This window comes from Actinoallomurus liliacearum (genome assembly GCF_039542035.1).
GTDB lineage: Bacteria > Actinomycetota > Actinomycetes > Streptosporangiales > Streptosporangiaceae > Actinoallomurus > Actinoallomurus liliacearum.
In genome coordinates, this window is record NZ_BAABHJ010000023.1 from 340010 (window position 1) to 357485 (window position 17476).

The following is a 17476-nucleotide window of genomic DNA, read 5'->3' on the forward strand; positions in this document are numbered from 1 at the left end:
ATCATGCGGGTGATTCTTCCGGACCCGTGCCGGAGCGCAGCCGGAGGGTCAGCAGCAGGCCGACGGCCAGCAGCGCGGCGGTGGCGAATGCCGCGCGGTCGGTGGCCGTGGCCAGGCTCTCGTTCGCGGCCCGGGACAGCCGGGGGTCCTCCCGGCGCAGGTCGCGGGCGAACGTCCCGGCGCTGTCGCGCAGCCGCTCGGCGTACGCCGAGCCCTGCCCGGCCGGCAGACCCGCCTCGTGCAGCCGGGCGGTCATCGCGTGGCTCAGCCCCACCGCGAAGACCGCGCCGATCAGCGCGATCCCCAGCGCGGACCCGACCTGGCGCGCCGTCGACTGGGTGCCGGAGGCGAGGCCTGTGCTGGCGGGCGGGACGTCGCGCAGCACGATCCGGGTCAGCTGCCCGCTGGTCATGCCGAGGCCGAGGCCGTAGATCAGCATCCATGGCGCCAGTTCGAACCCGGTCGTGTCGGCGCGCGTGGTCAGGCCGATCAGCGCTGCCGCGATCACCTCGAGGGCCATTCCGGCCTGCAGCGTCCGGGCCGCGCCGAGGCGGCGCGACAGCCGCGCCGACATTCCGCCCGCCAGGAAGGTCCCGACGGCCAGCGGCAGGATCGCGACGCTCACCTGCAACGGGGAGTTCCCGTGCACGTCCTGGAGGAACAGCGGCAGCACGAACATCAACCCGAGCTCACCGACGCTGATCAGGGACGCCGCCGCGTTGCCGCGCCGGAAGTCGGGGATGTGGAACAGCGAGAGGTCGAGCACGACCGGCCGGCCCGCCGCCGCCCGCGCCCGCTCGACCACGACGAGCGCCACCAGCATCACGACCCCGGCGGCCAGCGCCACCGGGATCGGCGACACGCCGACGTCCGGCCAGTGGAGCGGCCCGGCGGCGAACGGCCGGGTGACCGCCCACCAGCCGTACCGCTGGCCCTCGATCAGCGCGAACACCAGCGCCCCGAGACCGCCCGTGCTGAGCACGGTGCCCGGCCAGTCGCCGACGCGGCGCACCGCCGGGTCACGCGTCTCGGCCACCAGGAGCACCGTGCCGGCGACGATCAGCGCGCCGAGCGGAACGTTCACGCCGAACGCCCAGCGCCAGCCGTACGACGTCGCGAGCCAGCCGCCGAGCAGCGGGCCCAGGGCGGCCATGCCGCCGATGAGCGACCCCCAGATGCCGAACGCGATCGCACGGTCCCGGCCGGTGAAGACGGACGTCACCGTGGACAGCGCGCCCGGCAGGATCATCGACGCGCCGACCCCCTGCAGGAGCCGTGCCCCGACCAGCGCGGGTCCGCTGCCGGACAGGGCCGCCAGCACGCTCGCCAGGACGAACACCACCGTGCCGAGGACGATCATCCGGCGCCTGCCGTACGCGTCGGCCGCCCGCCCGAACGGGATCAGCAGCGCCGCGAACACGAGGGAGTAGATCGACGTGATCCACTCGGCGGTGGTCGTCGTCAGCCGCAGCTCGGTCACGATCCGGGGCAGCATGACGTTGACGATCGTGGCGTCGACGATGATCAGCGAGACCGCGAGGCTGATCACCACCATCCCCAGCCAGCGGCGCCGTCCGGGCGAGCCGGTCGAGGACGCGGGCAGGGGAGGAGCCGAGCGCAAGGTCATGGAAGGGTTCCAGATCGGTCTGTTCGATCCTGAATGGTTCGGCGTCAAACCTACCCCCGACTTCCCAGACCCCCTCCGGGCCCCTCACGGTGACCTCACGGCTCGGCTGCTCCGCTGGCCCTCCGCGCCCTGAGCACAGAGAATGTCTGCCGTGCGAACCTCTGAGGCCGACCTCGAACGCATGTCGCTGTCCCGCCTGCTGGCCGTCGCCGGTCACGTCGTCGCCATGCACTGGCAACGGCTCATGGGCGGCTACGGCCTCACCCCGCACGGCCTGGCCGTCCTCGCCTCCCTCGAGCGAGGATCGGCCCTCACCCAGCGGGAACTCGCCAGGCACTGCGGCATCGCCCCCTCGACACTCAACCACACGGTCGACCATCTCGAGCGCTCGGGCTGGATCGAACGGCGACGGGAGGTCGCCGACCGCCGTCTCGTCCGCCTCGCGCTCACCGAGACGGGACGCCGCCAGCTCCGGCAGGCCCAGGGCGCGGCCGACAGCCAGATGGAGCCGATGCTCGACCACCTGCCCCCGGGCGACGAGCGGATCGTCCGCGACTTCCTCCTCGCCACCGTGCTGCGCTTCCAGTCGATGGACGACGCGCTGCCCGACCCGGCGCCCTCCAGGCCCGCCCTCTGACCGGCGCGGTGGGGGGCGGATGAGCGGAAATCCGTCCGGCCGTGGTGTTAGGTTGCCGCGCATGTCCTTCGACCTGTTGGAGCACCTTCCCAACGCCTGGCGCGAGCGCGTGGAGCCGCTGCTCGACCCCGACGCCACCCGGCGGCTCGGCGACTTCGTGGCCGCGGAGTACGCCGCGGGCACCGTCTATCCGCCGGAGCCCGACCTGTTCAGCGCCTTCCGCCTGTGCGCGCCCGACGACGCCCGGGTGCTCATCCTCGGGCAGGACCCCTACCACGGCGCGGGTCAGGCGCACGGGCTGAGCTTCAGCGTCCGGCCGGGCGTGCGGATCCCGCCGTCGCTGCGCAACGTCTTCAAGGAGCTCCACGACGACCTCGGCGTCCCGGTCCCCACCACCGGGGACCTGACGCCGTGGGCCGAGCGGGGAGTGCTCCTGCTCAACGCGGTGCTGACCGTGCGCGCCGGAAAGGCGGGCTCCCACGCGGGCAAGGGCTGGGAGGAGTTCACCGACGCCGTGATCCGGGCCCTGGACGCCAGGAGCGAGCGGGTGGTGTTCGTGCTCTGGGGCGCCTACGCCCGCAAGAAGCGCGACCTCGTCACCGGCGCGCAGCACGTCGTGTTCGAGGCCGGGCACCCCAGCCCGATGAACCCGCGGGGCTTCCTCGGCAGCCGGCCGTTCAGCGCCGTCAACAAGGCCCTGGCCGACGCCGGGGAGCCCGAGATCGACTGGACCCTCGACAGCACGAAGTAGCACCCACCGTCCGCCGGGCACCGCCGTTCCGCCGGTTCCGCTGCCCCGTGGGCTCCGCCGTCCCAGGGGGTGGCACCGTCCCGCCGCTCCGCCGGGCCTTCCGGCGGAGCCGGGTCACGGGATCAGGCGATGGCGGTGTGCAGGCGCACCATCGCGACCGGCTCGCCCATGTCGACCTTGCTGTGCGTCCCGTCGGGCGCCCAGCCCGCCGAGGTCAGGAAGCCCCGGAGCGCGTCGTCGGCGGCGAAGACCCAGGTGATGGCCGTCGTGCAGCCGTCCTCGCGCAGATGGTCGACGGTGGCGGCGAGCAGGCGGCTACCGTGCCCGGCCCGCCCGTGGGCCGGGTCGACCAGGAGGGTGAGCAGCTCGCCGGTCGTCTGCGGGTCCTGGTCGGGATCCCCGGCGGGGGCGTGCGCGGCGAACCCGGTGATCACACCCTCGTCCACGGCGACCAGCAGCCGGTGCCGTGGGCTCGGCGGGGCGGCCACGGCCTCCGTCCAGCGCTCACGCCACAGGGCGACCGCCTCCGGACCGGTCATCTCGGCCAGCGCCGCCTCGGGGATGACGCCGGGGTACCCCTCTCGCCAGGCCCGTACCTGGATCTCCGCGACGGCGGCCACGTCTCCTGGATACGCCGCCCGTACCCCCACCACGCCCACCGGTGTCTCGACCCCCGCTCGTTTCACGTTCGTATGCCGACGACGGTACCGCCCATCCGCCCGCCGGGGTGGAGCGGCGTCAGGTACCGGAGGCGGTGGCCCGGCGGCGCGCGCGGTAGGCGCGGGTCTTCGTCCGGTTGCCGCACATCCGCATCGAGCACCAGTTGCGGGAGCGGTTCTTCGACGTGTCGAGGAACGCCCACCGGCACGTCGTCTCCCGGCACACCTTCAGCCGGGCCCAGTCGCCCTCGGCGACGCTTCGCATGACCGCCGCCGCGATCGTCGCGAGCCCACCGCGGACCCCGCCCGCCAGCGGGAGCAGTGCCGGGCCGTCGAGCGACACGCGGAGGGGCAGCGCGGCCAGGACCCGATCGAGGTCGGCGGACGGAGCCGCCGCGGCCGGGCCGTGATGGCCGAGCATCGCGGTCCGGAGGCCTTCGCGGAAGGCCACCGCCAACGCCAGGTCGGACTGGTCCGCGCGGGCGCCGGCCGGCGTCAGCCCGCGCTCGGTCAGCCAGCCGCTGAGGTCCCAGGGCGCGGCGAAGTCGTCGATGTCGCAGTCCACGTCGTAGGTGTTGACGAAGTCACGCAGCAGCAGGGCGCTCTCCGAACCGGTCATGCGCCCTCCTCATGGAACCCACAGCCTCCGCCTCGACACCAGCGTACTTCGAACACCGGTTCCGATGCGGTGGCTACGACGCGGCGGCCAGTGCCTTGGCGAAGCGGGCCGCGCCCTCGGCGAGCTCCGTCTCGCCGGCCGCCGTCCCGTAGCTGAGGCGCATGCGCGGCTTCGGCGGCTCGGCGGGGAAGTAGCGCCGCCCGGGACTGACCAGGACGCCCGCCCGCAGCGCGGCCTCGGCGAGCGCGACGTCGTCGACGCCGTCCGGCAGGCCGACCCACAGGTGCAGGCTTCCGCGCGGCCGGACGGCGGGACGCAGGCCCGCCGCCGCGAGCGCGGAGATGAGCGCGTCGCGCCGCCGCGTCAGCGCCTCGCCGACGGTGCGGAGGTGACGCGGCCAGGCGGGAGAGGTGACCAGTTCCAGGGCGGTCTCCTGGAGCGGGCGGGCGACGAAGAACGACTCGACGACCTGCGCCGAGCGGATGCGCTCGGCGACCGGTCCGCGGGCGATCACCGCGGCGACCCGCAGGCTCGGTGCGGTGATCTTGGTGAGCGAGCCGATGTGCACGACCCGGCCGTCCCGGTCCGACGCGACCAGGGGCGGAGGAGGCGGGTCGATCGCCAGATGGCGGCTGTAGTCGTCCTCGACCACGAACGCGCCCGCCGCGCGGGCGACGTCCAGGACCTGCTCGCGACGCGGAGCGGACAGCACCGTACCGGTCGGGTTGTGGAAGGTCGGCTGGCAGAACAGCGCGCGTGCCCCCGTCGCCGCGAACGCGTCGGCGAGCAGGTCGGTGCGCAGGCCCTGGTCGTCGACCGGCACCGGAACGGGGCGCAGCCCGGCGGCACGGGCCGCGGCGAGCGCACCGAGGTAGGTCGGCGACTCGACGAGGATCGGGGCGCCGGATGGCAGCAGGGCGCGCAGGATCAGGCTGATCGCGCCCTGACCCCCGCTGGTGATGGTCACGTCGGCCGCGGTGACGTCACCGCCCGCCGTACGGGCGAACCACTCGCGCAGGTCGCGCAGGCCGGACAGCGGCGGGCGCTCCCAGGCGTCCGCCCGGCGGACCGCCCGCGCGGCCGCGGTGGCCAGGGCCCGGACGGGCTGCAGGGCGGGCGCGAGGTAGCCGCCGCTGAGCGCGATCACGCCCTCGGGGGGCTGGGAGAGCAGGCCGACCACGCCGGCCGCGTCGACGGTGCGGTCGCCGAGGGCCACCGCCTGCCAGTCCAGGTCCGCCGGCTCCGCGGGCGTCGGCCGCGGCGGCTCCGCGACGTACGTGCCGCTGCCGGGCCGGGCGACGACGAGGCCCTCGGCGGCGAGCAGCCGGATCGCGGCGGCCACGGTGACGGGACTGACCTGGTACCGGCTCATCAGCGACCGGCTGGAGGGCAGCCGGTCGCCGGGGCGCAGCCTCGCCACCGCGGCCCGCAGCTCTGTGGCGAGGCCGGCGATACTGCTATCGTTATTCATGAGAAATCATGATAACGCTACTCGACGGAGTGCGGTAGCGCTGCCTCCGGGCTTCAGCGCCGCCGCGCTCGGCGTCCTCGCCTTCTCCTTCACCTTCCCGGCCACCGAGTTCGCGCTGCGCGACTTCGGCCCGTACCTGATCGGGATCGGGCGCGCCGGGATCGCCGCGGTCCTCGCCGCCGTCGCGCTGCGGCTGATGCGCGCCCCGTGGCCCCACGGGCGTCAGTGGGCCTCTCTGGGAGTGGTGGCCCTCGGCATCGTGTTCGGGTTCCCGCTCCTGTCCACGCTCGCCCTCGACCACGGGTCCTCCTCGTCGCACGCCGCCGTGGTGGTCGGCCTGCTCCCCGTCGCGACCGCGGTCTTCGCCGTCGTACGGGCCGGCGAGCGCCCCTCTTCCGTCTTCTGGGCGGCGAGCCTGGCGGGCGCGGCGTTGATCGTCGCGTTCACCCTGCGGAACGGGGTGGGGCGGTTCGCTCCCGCCGACGCGCTGCTGCTCGGAGCGATGCTGACGGCCGGCCTCGGATACGCCGAGGGCGGCCGCCTGGCCCGCGAGATGCCCGGCCCGCAGGTGGTGTCGTGGGCGCTCGTCCTCGTCGCCCCGATCACGATCCCGGTCACGGTGGCCCTGTTCGCGGCGACGTCGGGGCACTGGAGCGGCGCGGCGGTGACCGGCCTGGCGTACGTGTCGGGCGTGTCGATGTTCCTCGGGTTCTTCGCCTGGTACGCCGGGCTCGCGAAGGCGGGGGTGGCGCGGGCGAGCCAGGTTCAGCTCGCCCAGCCGCTGCTCACCCTCCTCTGGTCCTGGCTGCTGCTCGGCGAGCATGCCGGTGCCGGCACGGTCGTCGCGGCGGCCGGTGTGCTGCTCTGCGTCCTCATCGCCCAGCGGGCCCGCGTCTCACGCACCGCCGCCGCCCGCCCGGCGGCCACCCCCGAGGTGGCGTCGCCCGGCGCGGCCGGGAAGGGCTGAACGACGGCGGGACGCTCGGTGAAGGTCGCGACGGGAAGCGGTGGATCGCGCTGTAACGGACGGGGGCGCGAGCCTTCTCCGAGCGTTCTGGCGGCCATGGGGAGCGCTCATCCGCGGTCGGCGAGGACCTCGTGGAGCCGGGCGGCGAAGGCCTTCGGGTGGGTGGAGAGGCTGTGGCCCCCGGGGAACTCGACGACGCCGGTGCCGAGGAGGGCGGCCAGCGCCTCGGCGCACTCGTAGTTCCAGATGTTCCGGGAGGCGCGGCCGGCGGCCGGGACGACCCGCACCGGGGACTCCTTCAGCGCGGTGGCGTCGGCGGCGGTGAACGGCGCCTCGACCATCGCGGTGATGTCCCGGGAGAAGAAGAACTCCAGGTTGGCGATGCGCCGGGCGTCGGGCGGCTCGGGGAGGCGCACGTCGGGCTCCCGGTCGGCGAAGTCGGCGGCGACCAGTTCGCCGAGGCGCTTCAGCGCGGCGAGGACGCCATCGCGGCGGAAGATCTCCTCCAGGTCGGCGAGCTCTCCGGTGATCCGGGCCCGCGCGGCGTCGTCCAGGAGGCGGGCGGTGGCCGGATCGTGGGCCACCAGGGTGTCGACCCGCGCGGGGTGGCGGCTCGCCAGGATGAGGCCGGTCAGGGCGCCGAAGCTGGAGCCGAACAGCAGGGCCGGGCGGTCGGTGAGCTCGGCGAGGAGACGGTGGGCGTCGTCGGCGTGTGTCTCCAGCGTCACCGGTGCTCCGGGGTCGTCCAGGTGGCTGCGGGACAGCCCGCGGCGGTCGTAGGTGACCACCGTGTAGTCGTCGGCGAGCCGGGCGACGAGGTCGGCGTTGCGCCCGGCGTCGCCGTCGCCGCCCTGCAGGACGAGCAGCAGCGGACCGGCTCCGCGGATCTCGTAGTAGAGCGTGGCTCCCGACACGGCGATCGTGGCCGTCTTCATGTGAACTCCCTCGGTCGAGCGGTGGTGATCGAGACGATAAAGCATCGAATCAGATACATCAACATCGATGCATCTGATTCGATGTATCGTGCCGTCATGAACGGAGTGGAGTTGTTCCTGCTGGGCCGGACGCTGATGAAGATCGGCGAAGAGGCCATGCCGACCGAGGGGCTGCCGGAGTACTCGACCAGCGTCCGGACGGTTCTCATCGTGGCGAGCGACGTCGTGGCGCACCCGGACAGCGCGATCGGTGAGATCGCCGCCCGCACGGGACTGCCGCAGAGCCAGGTCTCGGGCGCCGTCGCCCGGCTGCGCGAGGCGGGATCCGTGGTGGCGGAGCCCGACCCCCGGGACCGGCGGCGGATGCTCGTACGGCAGGCGCCGCAGGTGTCCGAACGCGTCGCGGCGGTCCGCTCGACGCCCATCGACGGCGCCCTGGCCGCCGCCCTCGGCACGGACGAGCCGGGGGAGGTCGCGGAGGTCGCCGACCTGCTCGAGCGGCTGGCCCGGCGGCTGACGCCGGAGACGCTCGCCCGCCTGCGGGCCGAACCGAGTTGACCTCAACCAAGGTTCATGTTCCACGCTCGTCACGAACACAGGTCCTACGAAGGGGAGTGGTGACGATGCGGGTGATCGAGGTTGGAAGGTTCGGCGGTCCCGAGGTGCTCGTTCCGGTGGACCGCCCGGATCCCGTCCCGGGACCCGGGCAGGTCGTGGTGGCGGTCTCCGCGGCGGACACCCTGTTCGTCGAGACGCAGATCCGGTCCGGCTGGGGCGGCGAGTACTTCGACGTGCGGCCCCCCTACGTGCCCGGCGGCGCCGTCACCGGCGAGGTGAGCGCCGTCGGCGAGGGGGTGGACCCCGCCTGGGCCGGGCGGAGGGTCGCCACCCGGACTCCCGACGGGGGCTACGCCACCCACGTCGTGGTCCCGGCCGACGGGCTGCTGCCGGTGCCGGACGGGCTGGACCCGGCCACCGCGGCGGCCCTCCTGCACGACGGGGTGACCGCGCTGGGCGTCTTCGACCCGGCGCGGGTCCGGCCGGGGGAGTGGGTGCTCGTCGTCGCGGCGGCCGGGGGCATGGGGACGCTGCTGGTGCAGTTGTCCCGCACGGCCGGAGCGCACGTGATCGCCGCCGCGCGGGGCAAGCGCAAGCTCGACCTCGCCCGTGAGCTGGGCGCCGAGGTCGTGGTCGACTACAGCGAGCCGGGATGGGCGGACCGGGTGCGGGAGGCGACCGGAGGCAGGGGCCCCGACGTCGTCTTCGACGGCGCCGGCGGGGAGATCGGCGGCGCGGCGATCGCGGTCGCGGCGGACGGGGCCCGGATCTCCGCGCACGGGGCGCCCAGCGGCGGGTTCGCCCCGGTCGACCCCGGCGCGGTGGCACGACGGGGCCTCACCGTACGGGGCATCCAGGACCTGCAGTTCGGGCCGGAGGAGTACCGGCGGCTGGCCGAGCGGGCCCTGGGCGAGGCGGCGGCGGGCCGGATCGAACCCGTGATCGGGCGTACGTTCCCGCTGACGGACGCCGCCGAGGCCCATGCCGCGATCGAGGCCCGCGAGGTCCTCGGCAAGGCCCTGCTGATCGTCGCCTGACCGGCCTTCGTTCTTCGTCGAAAGCGGGGAGCGCCGCCGCCATCGCCCGTCATGATGGCGGCGACGCGCGATCGTGAGGAGATACGGTGACCGACGGTTCGTACGAAGTGCACCCCATCGGCCGGGTGGAGTCGCCGTTGACCGACCGGGCCGCGGCGCCACGGCAGGGCGACGAAGGAGCGCCGGACGCGTGGCTGGTGTTCCGGGAGGACGTCCGCGAGGGCCTGCGCGACCTGACCGAGGGGGCCCAGGTCATCGTGCTGACGTGGTTCGACCGGGCGTCCCGTGACGCCCTGGTCGTCCACCCGCGCGGCGACCTGGCCCGGCCGCCCCAGGGGGTGTTCAGCACGCGGTCGCCCGACCGGCCGAACCCGATCGGCCTGCACCGGGTGACGATCCTGCGGGTCGACGGGCTCCGCGTCCTGGTCAAGGACCTGGAGGCCCTGGACGGCACGCCGATCGTCGACGTCAAGCCGGTCCTCGACCAGGACGTCGCCGAACGCTGATCACCCAGGGGTGCCCGGTGGATCTTTGCCCGGCCGGACATCCCTGGGCGAACCGGCGGGCGATCCGGAGCGTCGGACCTCCTGATCAGGGAGGGGCATGACACGGCGACTCGTCCGGGCGGTGGCGTGGGTCTGCGCGACCATGCTCGGCGCCTCGATGATCTTCTTCGGGTACGCGTGGTTCGACTGGCAGCCGGAACCGCCGGTGTACGGCGGCACCGCGAACGCGCTGTGGGCCCGGCACCAGTGGGCGGGGGAGGCGCGCACCGAGGCCGAGTACCGCGCGCTCGCCGGCACGCTCACCCGGAATCGGATCACCGACGTCTTCTTCCACGTCGGCCCGCTGACCGGCGACGGACGGATCCCGCCGGCGCGGTACGGCCACGCCGCGGAGCTGCTCGCGGCGCTGCGCCGGCTGGCGCCGGGCGTGCGCGCCCAGGCGTACGTCGGGCAGGTCGAGCGTTCCGGCGGCGGCCCGCTGGACCTGCGCGCGCCGGCGACGCGGGCGCACATCCTGGACACCGATCGCGCCCTCCTCGACGTGGGGTTCGCCGGCATCCACTACGACATCGAGCCGATCTACCCCGACGACCGGAACTTCCTCGACCTGCTGACGCGCACGCGGGAGGTGACGCGCGCCCGGGGACGGCTGCTGTCGGTCGCGCTGGAGCAACCGGGACTCGCCGACTGGACGCAGCCACTCTTCCGGCTCGTGCTCCCGCGTGGGAGCACCCACTACCCGCCACGGCCCACGGCGGCGTACCTGAAGGCCGTCGCGGACCGCGTCGACCAAGTGGCGATCATGACGTACGACTCGGAGGCGCCGACGCGGGCGCTCGCCGGATGGCACTTCGCCCACCACACCGAGCGGACGCTGTCGCTGATCGGCGATCGCGTGACCGTCTTCATGGGGGCGCCGACCTACCGGTCGCCGACGCCGTGGGCCGAGGACCTGCCCACCGCGCTGCGCGGTGTGCGGCAGGGCGTCGCGCGGCTGCGCCGGCCACCCCGGCGGGGCCGTACGGAGTGGCGGTCTACGCCGACTGGACGACGAGCGACCGCGACTGGGCGGCGTACCGCGCCGGATGGCTGGGCGAACCGCGCTGACCGGGGTCCGGGGCGACCCCGGAGCGGCCCTCGGATGACGTCCCGCCGTACGCGCGCGGGCACCGTCCGTCAGCGCGCGAGCGACACGATGGACAACTAAATCTGACGCTTGCGATACATGCCGCAAAAGCTGATTAAATGACCTGTCTTCGCAGGTGAAACGCTTCCCCGCGGACCCCCTGACCGCTCGCGGCCATGTGGTCGATTCGTCCTCACGCGGGGAAGGAATTCCGGCGACCGTGGTGCGGATCGCCGCGGCTGGCGGTGTGGGAGGTTCGGGAGAGATGCACATGGAGGACACTGTCCAGGGGGCGGCCGGTCAGCTGCAGCAGCTGGCGGCCGATTACTCCGGTTGGCGGTTCGGGCTCGGCGGCTCCGGTCACTGGTGGGCGGTACGGCGCAACGAGTGCCTCCGCGCCCGGAGCCGGGAAGAACTGGAACTGAAGCTGCGTGAGCATCTCGACGCCCGGCAGGACGCCTGACGGGCTAGGCGGGTCTGACAGCGGATTCGTCAGACGCGCCGTAGGGGTGTCCGGTGATCCACCGGATGCCCCTCAGGCGCGGATGCGCGCGCCTCGGTGGCCGGTGCGCCGGTCGGGTGGGTGACCGACGCGGAGAGCCCCAGACCCCTGCCACCGAGGCGCGCATCCTCCGCCGGGAGAGGCTCCGCCAGCCCCGCCAGACCCCGGCGGAACCCCGTCCCACTCACTCCAACGTACGAGAGGCCGTCAAGGTTCTCCGGTAACGCCGGTTTTCTGAATTCCGATGCTGAAGGTGACGTCGTCAGAACGCGTACCCCCGAGCGTGTTCTGGCGGCGTCTTCCTCGTCAGGGCCTCATGACCGGGCGAAAACCCAGGAAACACGGGGTGTTCCGGGTGCCGGGACGACGCCCGGACGAGGCGACACGGAGGTCCCCGCGGCTCCCGGCCACCGCCGATGCCCGGTAAGTTCGGAACATGGCACCCAGCACGAACGCCCTGCCGCAGGGACGTGACGACTCCGCGCCCTTCGGCCGGATGCTGACCGCGATGGTCACCCCCATGGCCGCCGACGGCACCATCGACTACGACGGGGCGGCACGGCTGGCCGCGTACCTGGTGGACGAGCAGCGCAACGACGGCCTCGTCGTCAGCGGGACGACGGGAGAGTCGCCGACGACGAGCGACGAGGAGGACGAGCGCCTGCTGCGCACCGTCCTCGAGGCGGTCGGCGACCGCGCGACGATCGTCGCCGGCGTCGGCACGAACCACACCCAGCACACCCTGAAGCTGGCGCGCCAGGCGGAGCGGGCCGGCGCCCACGGCCTCCTGGTCGTCACCCCGTACTACAACAAGCCGCCGCAGGAAGGACTCGCGCGCCACTTCACCACGGTGGCCGACGCGACCGGCCTGCCGGTGATGCTCTATGACATCCCCGGCCGTACCGGCACGCCCATCGCCGCGGAGACGCTGCTGCGGCTCGCCGACCACCCGCGGATCATCGCGGTGAAGGAGGCGAAGGGCGATCTGTTCGGGGCCTCGCAGGTGATGGCCGAGACGGATCTGGTGTTCTACTCCGGCGACGACGCGCTGAACCTGCCGTGGCTGTCGGTCGGCGCGGCCGGCTTCGTGAGCGTGGTCGGGCACGTCGTCGGCGCCGACCTGCGCGAGATGATCGACGCGTTCCTCGGCGGGGACACGCGGCGCGCCACGGAGATCCACCGCAGGCTGCTGCCGGTCGTCACCGCCCTCATGACCCGCACTCAGGGCGTCATCGCCACCAAGGCGGCGCTGTCCCTGCTCGGGCTGCCCGGCGGCACCGTCCGCCCGCCCCTGGTGGACGCGACGCCGGAGTTCACCGCCGCGCTGCGCGAGGACCTCGTCGCCGGCGGCGTCAAGATCGTGGAGGGTCCGTGAGCGGACCACAGGTTCCCAAGGCATCGCCGGAGAGGCGAGCCGCTGAATAGGTAGGAGGGCGCGTGACCAACGCGCAAGACCATGCCCCCGCTCGATCAGGTGAGGGGGCATGGGGATGAGTCATCCGCATCCCGGTCTCGGCACTCCGCGGCCGCTCGTCCAGGGCGGTCTGCGGATCGTGCCGCTCGGCGGCCTCGGCGAGATCGGCCGCAACATGACGGTGTTCGAGTACGACGGCCGGCTGGCGATCGTCGACTGCGGCGTGCTGTTCCCCGAGACGGAGCAGCCCGGCGTCGACCTGATCCTGCCGGACTTCGACTACATCCGTGACCGCCTCGACGACATCGAGGCGGTGATCCTCACTCACGGCCACGAGGATCACATCGGCGCCGTGCCGTACCTCCTGCGGGAGCGGCCGGACATCCCCGTCGTCGGCTCACGGCTGACCCTCGCGCTGCTGGAGGCCAAGCTCGCCGAGCACCGCATCAACCCGGTCGCGCTGCGCGTGGCCGAGGGCGACCGGCGGTCCTTTGGACCGTTCGACTGTGAGTTCCTCGCGGTCAACCACTCGATCCCCGACGCCCTGGCGGTCGCCATCCGCACGCCCGCCGGCCTCGTGCTGGCCACCGGCGACTTCAAGATGGACCAGCTGCCGCTGGACGGCCGGCTCACGGACCTCGGCGGGTTCGCCCGCCTCGGCGCCGAGGGCATCGACCTGCTGCTGTCGGACTCCACCAACGCCGAGGTCCCCGGCTTCGTCACCAGCGAGCGCGACATCGGCGTCGTCCTGGGCGACGTGCTCCGCGTGGCGGAGAAGCGCGTCATCGTCGCCTGCTTCGCCTCGCACGTCCACCGCGTGCAGCAGGTCCTGGACGCCGCGCATGCCAGCGGCCGCAAGGTCTGCCTCGTCGGCCGGTCCATGGTGCGCAACATGGGCGTCGCCCGGGACCTGGGCTACCTGCAGGTGCCCGGCGGGATCATGGTCGACCAGAAGGAGATCGACGACCTGCCCGCCGAGAGGGTGGTGCTGGTCTGCACCGGCTCGCAGGGCGAGCCGATGTCGGCGCTGTCCCGGATGGCGAACCGGGACCACCAGATCCGGATCGAGGAGGGCGACACGGTGATCCTCGCGTCGTCGCTCATCCCCGGCAACGAGAACGCCGTCAACCGCGTCATCAACGGCCTCACCCGCTGGGGCGCGCGGGTCGTGCACAAGGGCAACGCGCTCGTGCACGTCTCCGGTCACTCCCCGGCCGGCGAGCTGCTGTACGTGCTGAACATGACCCGGCCGAGCAACTTCATGCCGGTCCACGGGGAGTGGCGGCACCTGCGGGCGCACGCCCGGCTGGCCGAGCTCACCGGCGTCCCCCACGAGAACGTCATCATCGCCGAGGACGGCGTGGTGGTCGACCTGGTCGACGGCAAGGCGCAGATCGCCGGAGCCGTCCGCGCCGGGTACGTCTACGTCGACGGCCTGTCGGTCGGCGAGATCACCGAGACCTCGCTGAAGGACCGCCGCATCCTCGGCGACGAGGGCTTCGTCTCCATCGTCGTCGTGGTCGACTCCGAGAGCGGCAAGCCCCTCGGCGGCCCGGAGATCCACGCCCGCGGAGCCGGGATCGACAGCTTCGAGCCGGTCATCCCGCGCATCGAGGACGTACTGGACACCGCCGCCGCGGACGGCGTCAACGACATCCACCAGTTGCGGCAGGTCGTACGCCGCACGGTGGGTCGCTGGGTCAACGAGACCTACGGCCGCCGCCCGATGATCATCCCGGTCATCGTCGAGGTCTGATCCACCCCGAGCCGGTCCGGTCCGCACGGACCGGACCGGACGGGACCGGTTCGCGTCCCCCCGACTCGCGTCCGGGGGACCGGCCGGACGGGACCTGTTCGTGTCCTGCGGATGCCCGTCCGGGGCCGGTTCGTGTCCTCCGGACTCGCGTCCGGGGACCGGCCGGGCGGGGCGGGTTCGGCCCGCCGACGGCCGATCGACGACACGCCGTAAGGCGAGGTTCAACGGCGGCGGGCGGGGCGCCGCTAGTCTCGGCATCATGGCCACACGTACGCCCGGGGGTGCTAAGGGCTCCTCCTCAGGTACGCGTGGCGGCACGGCGCGAAGGCCCGCCGCCCGTAAACCGGCGGCCGGGGGCAAGGGTTCGGCCGCGAAGACCCCGGCACGCGCGTCGGGGACGCGCAAGCGCGCACCGGCGGCGTCCCGGCCGGCGGCGCGCTCCCGCCCGCCGCAGCGGCCCGATCCGATCAGCACCCTCTTCCTCGGCTTCTGGCAGTTCGTGGCCCAGGTGTGGTTGCTCCTGGCCCGCGCCGTGGGCGGGATGGCGCGGACGTTCGGGCGCGGGGCCCGCGAGCTGGACGAGGAGCACCGCCGCGACGGGCAGGGCCTCGCCTTCCTCGGCCTGGCGATCGTCCTGGCCGCGGCCACCTGGTTCGACCCGCACACCTGGGCGCTGAAGAACCTCGGCCGAGTGATCCGGGACTGCCTGGGATCGCTGGCCATGGTGCTGCCGCTGATCTGCCTCCTGCCGGCCTGGCGGCTGCTGCGCCATCCGGAGCGCAACGGCGACGTCGGCCGCATCCTCATCGGCTGCGCGGCGCTGGTCGGCGGCATCGTCGGCATCGTGCACATCGCGCACGGCACGCCGTACCCCAGCGCGGGCGAGCACGCCCTGCAGGGCAGCGGCGGCCTGCTCGGCTGGCTGCTGTCCGCGCCGCTCACCAGCACCGTCACCGCCTTCGTCGCGGTCCCGCTGCTGTTGCTGCTGGTCGGCTTCGGCGTGCTCGTCGTGACCGCGACACCCGTGCACCGGGTGCCGGACCGGCTCGCCGAGTTGCGGGACCGGATGCTGCTGCGCGAGCCGGAGGAGGCACCGGAGGAGCCGGAGAAGACCGCAAAGAATCGGAAACGGTCCCGCAAGGCCGAGGTCGAGGTCGGAGAGCACCACCAGCCGTACGACACGCCGGTCGTGTCCGAGACCCGGACCACGCGGGCCGACCAGATCTTCGAGGAGGACGAGGGGCCGAGCCTCGCCGACGAGCTGCTGTCGCCTCCGGAGCCGCCGGAGCCTCCCATGCCGCCCGACCCGACGCCGGCGCCGCGGATCACCGAGCAGCTCACCCTGTCGACCTCGTCGACGGGCGACGGCACCTACCGGCTGCCGCCTCCCGGCGTCCTGAAGGCCGGATCGGTCGTCAAGCCGCGTACCAAGGCCAACGACGTCGTCGTGAACGCCCTGTCCGAGGTGCTCGACCAGTTCAACATCGACGCGCAGGTCACCGGCTTCACCCGGGGCCCGACGATCACCCGGTACGAGATCGAGCTCGGCCCCGCCGTCAAGGTCGAACGGATCACCGCGCTGGCCAAGAACATCGCGCTCGCCGTCAAGAGCGCCGACGTGCGGATCATCTCCCCGATCCCCGGCAAGTCCGCGATCGGCGTCGAGATCCCCAACACCGACAAGGACATCGTCAGCCTGGGGGACACCCTGCGGTCCTCGGTGGCGGCAGGCGACCACCACCCGATGCTCGTCGGGCTCGGCAAGGACGTCGAGGGCCGCACCGTCGTGGCCAACCTCGCGAAGATGCCGCACATGCTCATCGCGGGCGCCACCGGCGCCGGTAAGTCGACCTGCATCAACGGCCTGATCACCTCGATCCTCATGCGGTCGACCCCGGACGAGGTGCGCATGGTCCTCGTCGATCCCAAGCGCGTCGAGCTCACCTCCTACGCCGGGATCCCGCACCTGATCACGCCGATCATCACCAACCCCAAGAAGGCCGCCGAGGCGCTGCAGTGGGTGGTCGGCGAGATGGACCGGCGCTACGACGACCTCGCCGCCTCCGGGTACCGCCACATCGACGACTTCAACAAGGCCGTCGTCGCGGGCAAGCTCACCGCCCCGCCGGGCAGCGAGCGCGTCTACCAGCCGTACCCCTACCTCCTCGTGATCGTCGACGAGCTCGCCGACCTCATGATGGTCGCGCCCCGCGACGTCGAGGACTCGGTCGTGCGCATCACCCAGCTGGCCCGCGCGGCGGGCATCCACCTGGTGCTCGCCACGCAGCGGCCCAGCGTCGACGTCGTCACCGGCCTGATCAAGGCGAACGTCCCGTCCCGGCTGGCGTTCGCGACCTCCAGCCTCGCCGACAGCCGCGTCATCCTCGACCAGCCGGGCGCGGAGAAGCTTGTCGGCCAGGGTGACGCGCTGTTCCTGCCGATGGGCGCGAGCAAGCCGATGCGGCTGCAGAACGCCTATGTCTCGGAGAAGGAGATCCACGAGGTCGTCGAGCACTGCAAGAAGCAGGCCGAGCCCGACTACCGCGAGGACGTCGCCGCGGCGGAGACGCGCAAGAAGGAGATCGACGAGGACATCGGCGACGACCTCGAGCTGCTGATCCAGGCGGCCGAGCTGATCGTCTCCACGCAGTTCGGCTCGACCTCGATGCTGCAGCGAAAGCTGCGCGTCGGGTTCGCGAAGGCGGGGCGCCTCATGGACCTGCTGGAAAGCCGCAACATAGTGGGCCCCAGCGAGGGGTCGAAGGCACGTGACGTCCTGGTCAAACCCGACGATCTACCCGGTGTGCTCGCGTCCCTGCGCGGAGAGTAGCGATCGAGATCTTGGGGTAGCTGACTTAGTGCGCGTTGCACATCGCTTCTCACGCCCCGCCTTCATAGACTGATCATGGAG

Annotated in this window: 16 protein-coding genes; 11 read left to right on the plus strand and 5 right to left on the minus strand. The window is 73.0% G+C overall.

The genetic code is table 11. The annotated features are described in order from the left end of the window. Position 1: 1 nt before the first annotated feature. Complete coding sequence (locus ABD978_RS29685) at positions 2–1627, minus strand: MFS transporter (RefSeq protein WP_345361917.1); 1626 nt, start codon at positions 1625–1627, stop codon at positions 2–4. 151 nt (positions 1628–1778) lie between these two features. Between ABD978_RS29685 and ABD978_RS29690 the strand changes: the two genes are divergently transcribed. Beyond that, positions 1779–2264 (plus strand): MarR family winged helix-turn-helix transcriptional regulator, encoded by a 486-nt coding sequence (locus tag ABD978_RS29690; RefSeq protein ID WP_345361920.1) that lies wholly within the window; start codon positions 1779–1781, stop codon positions 2262–2264. 61 nt (positions 2265–2325) lie between these two features. After that, positions 2326–3015: a uracil-DNA glycosylase gene (ung, locus tag ABD978_RS29695; RefSeq protein WP_345361923.1), complete on the plus strand. Its 690-nt coding sequence runs from the start codon at positions 2326–2328 to the stop codon at positions 3013–3015. 122 nt (positions 3016–3137) lie between these two features. Here the strand turns inward: ung and ABD978_RS29700 are convergent, their stop codons facing one another. The 3 genes from ABD978_RS29700 to ABD978_RS29710 form a co-directional block, all read right to left on the minus strand. After that, a complete protein-coding gene (locus ABD978_RS29700) occupies positions 3138–3701 on the minus strand; it encodes a GNAT family N-acetyltransferase (RefSeq protein WP_425550776.1) in 564 nt (187 codons plus the stop codon). A 52-nt stretch (positions 3702–3753) separates the two neighbouring features. Beyond that, positions 3754–4293 (minus strand): CGNR zinc finger domain-containing protein, encoded by a 540-nt coding sequence (locus tag ABD978_RS29705; protein ID WP_345361926.1) that lies wholly within the window; start codon positions 4291–4293, stop codon positions 3754–3756. Between the two features lie 73 nt (positions 4294–4366). Beyond that, positions 4367–5764, minus strand: a complete 1398-nt coding sequence (locus tag ABD978_RS29710; RefSeq protein ID WP_345361929.1) for an aminotransferase-like domain-containing protein — start codon at positions 5762–5764, stop codon at positions 4367–4369. On the opposite strand from ABD978_RS29710, the gene ABD978_RS29715 reads away from it, so the two are divergent. Further along, positions 5763–6731: a DMT family transporter gene (locus tag ABD978_RS29715; protein WP_345361932.1), complete on the plus strand. Its 969-nt coding sequence runs from the start codon at positions 5763–5765 to the stop codon at positions 6729–6731. The two genes, ABD978_RS29710 and ABD978_RS29715, sit on opposite strands and share 2 nt — an antisense overlap. A 107-nt stretch (positions 6732–6838) precedes the next feature. On the opposite strand, the gene ABD978_RS29720 is transcribed toward ABD978_RS29715, so the two are convergent. Continuing rightward, positions 6839–7666, minus strand: coding sequence for an alpha/beta fold hydrolase (locus tag ABD978_RS29720; protein WP_345361935.1), 828 nt, complete (start codon positions 7664–7666; stop codon positions 6839–6841). A 96-nt stretch (positions 7667–7762) separates the two neighbouring features. On the opposite strand from ABD978_RS29720, the gene ABD978_RS29725 reads away from it, so the two are divergent. The 8 genes from ABD978_RS29725 (at position 7763) to ABD978_RS29760 (ending at position 17395) form a co-directional block, all read left to right on the plus strand. Beyond that, on the plus strand, positions 7763–8224 hold the full coding sequence (locus ABD978_RS29725; RefSeq protein WP_345361938.1) for a MarR family transcriptional regulator: 462 nt from the start codon (positions 7763–7765) through the stop codon (positions 8222–8224). Positions 8225–8289: 65 nt separating this feature from the next. After that, entirely contained in the window at positions 8290–9261 is a 972-nt protein-coding gene (locus ABD978_RS29730) for a zinc-binding dehydrogenase (protein WP_345361941.1), read from the plus strand. A gap of 86 nt (positions 9262–9347) precedes the next feature. Further along, positions 9348–9767 (plus strand): tRNA (N6-threonylcarbamoyladenosine(37)-N6)-methyltransferase TrmO, encoded by a 420-nt coding sequence (tsaA, locus tag ABD978_RS29735; RefSeq protein ID WP_345361944.1) that lies wholly within the window; start codon positions 9348–9350, stop codon positions 9765–9767. Positions 9768–9864: 97 nt separating this feature from the next. Continuing rightward, positions 9865–10974 carry a glycoside hydrolase family 18 protein gene (locus ABD978_RS29740; protein ID WP_345361947.1) on the plus strand — a complete coding sequence of 370 codons (1110 nt, stop codon included), beginning with the start codon at positions 9865–9867 and terminating at the stop codon, positions 10972–10974. Between the two features lie 190 nt (positions 10975–11164). After that, positions 11165–11356 (plus strand): hypothetical protein, encoded by a 192-nt coding sequence (locus ABD978_RS29745; RefSeq protein WP_345361950.1) that lies wholly within the window; start codon positions 11165–11167, stop codon positions 11354–11356. 475 nt (positions 11357–11831) lie between these two features. Beyond that, the gene (dapA, locus tag ABD978_RS29750; protein ID WP_345361953.1) at positions 11832–12770 is read left to right on the plus strand and encodes a 4-hydroxy-tetrahydrodipicolinate synthase; all 939 of its coding nucleotides are present in this window, start codon (positions 11832–11834) and stop codon (positions 12768–12770) included. Between the two features lie 115 nt (positions 12771–12885). After that, entirely contained in the window at positions 12886–14565 is a 1680-nt protein-coding gene (locus ABD978_RS29755) for a ribonuclease J (protein WP_345362494.1), read from the plus strand. Between the two features lie 259 nt (positions 14566–14824). Then, entirely contained in the window at positions 14825–17395 is a 2571-nt protein-coding gene (locus ABD978_RS29760) for a DNA translocase FtsK (protein ID WP_345361956.1), read from the plus strand. The last annotated feature ends 81 nt before the right edge of the window (positions 17396–17476 follow it).

What these genes read in the sequence shown, in the direction of transcription:
- ABD978_RS29685 (WP_345361917.1), bottom strand. Translation starts at nt 1,627, where the DNA reads ATGACCTTGCGCTCGGCTCCTCCCCTGCCCGCGTCCTCGACCGGCTCG.
- ung (WP_345361923.1), top strand. Translation starts at nt 2,326, where the DNA reads ATGTCCTTCGACCTGTTGGAGCACCTTCCCAACGCCTGGCGCGAGCGC.
- ABD978_RS29705 (WP_345361926.1), bottom strand. Translation starts at nt 4,293, where the DNA reads ATGACCGGTTCGGAGAGCGCCCTGCTGCTGCGTGACTTCGTCAACACC.
- ABD978_RS29715 (WP_345361932.1), top strand. Translation starts at nt 5,763, where the DNA reads ATGAGAAATCATGATAACGCTACTCGACGGAGTGCGGTAGCGCTGCCT.
- ABD978_RS29710 (WP_345361929.1), bottom strand. Translation starts at nt 5,764, where the DNA reads ATGAATAACGATAGCAGTATCGCCGGCCTCGCCACAGAGCTGCGGGCC.
- ABD978_RS29720 (WP_345361935.1), bottom strand. Translation starts at nt 7,666, where the DNA reads ATGAAGACGGCCACGATCGCCGTGTCGGGAGCCACGCTCTACTACGAG.
- ABD978_RS29725 (WP_345361938.1), top strand. Translation starts at nt 7,763, where the DNA reads ATGAACGGAGTGGAGTTGTTCCTGCTGGGCCGGACGCTGATGAAGATC.
- ABD978_RS29730 (WP_345361941.1), top strand. Translation starts at nt 8,290, where the DNA reads ATGCGGGTGATCGAGGTTGGAAGGTTCGGCGGTCCCGAGGTGCTCGTT.
- ABD978_RS29740 (WP_345361947.1), top strand. Translation starts at nt 9,865, where the DNA reads ATGACACGGCGACTCGTCCGGGCGGTGGCGTGGGTCTGCGCGACCATG.
- ABD978_RS29745 (WP_345361950.1), top strand. Translation starts at nt 11,165, where the DNA reads ATGGAGGACACTGTCCAGGGGGCGGCCGGTCAGCTGCAGCAGCTGGCG.
- dapA (WP_345361953.1), top strand. Translation starts at nt 11,832, where the DNA reads ATGGCACCCAGCACGAACGCCCTGCCGCAGGGACGTGACGACTCCGCG.
- ABD978_RS29755 (WP_345362494.1), top strand. Translation starts at nt 12,886, where the DNA reads ATGAGTCATCCGCATCCCGGTCTCGGCACTCCGCGGCCGCTCGTCCAG.
- ABD978_RS29760 (WP_345361956.1), top strand. Translation starts at nt 14,825, where the DNA reads ATGGCCACACGTACGCCCGGGGGTGCTAAGGGCTCCTCCTCAGGTACG.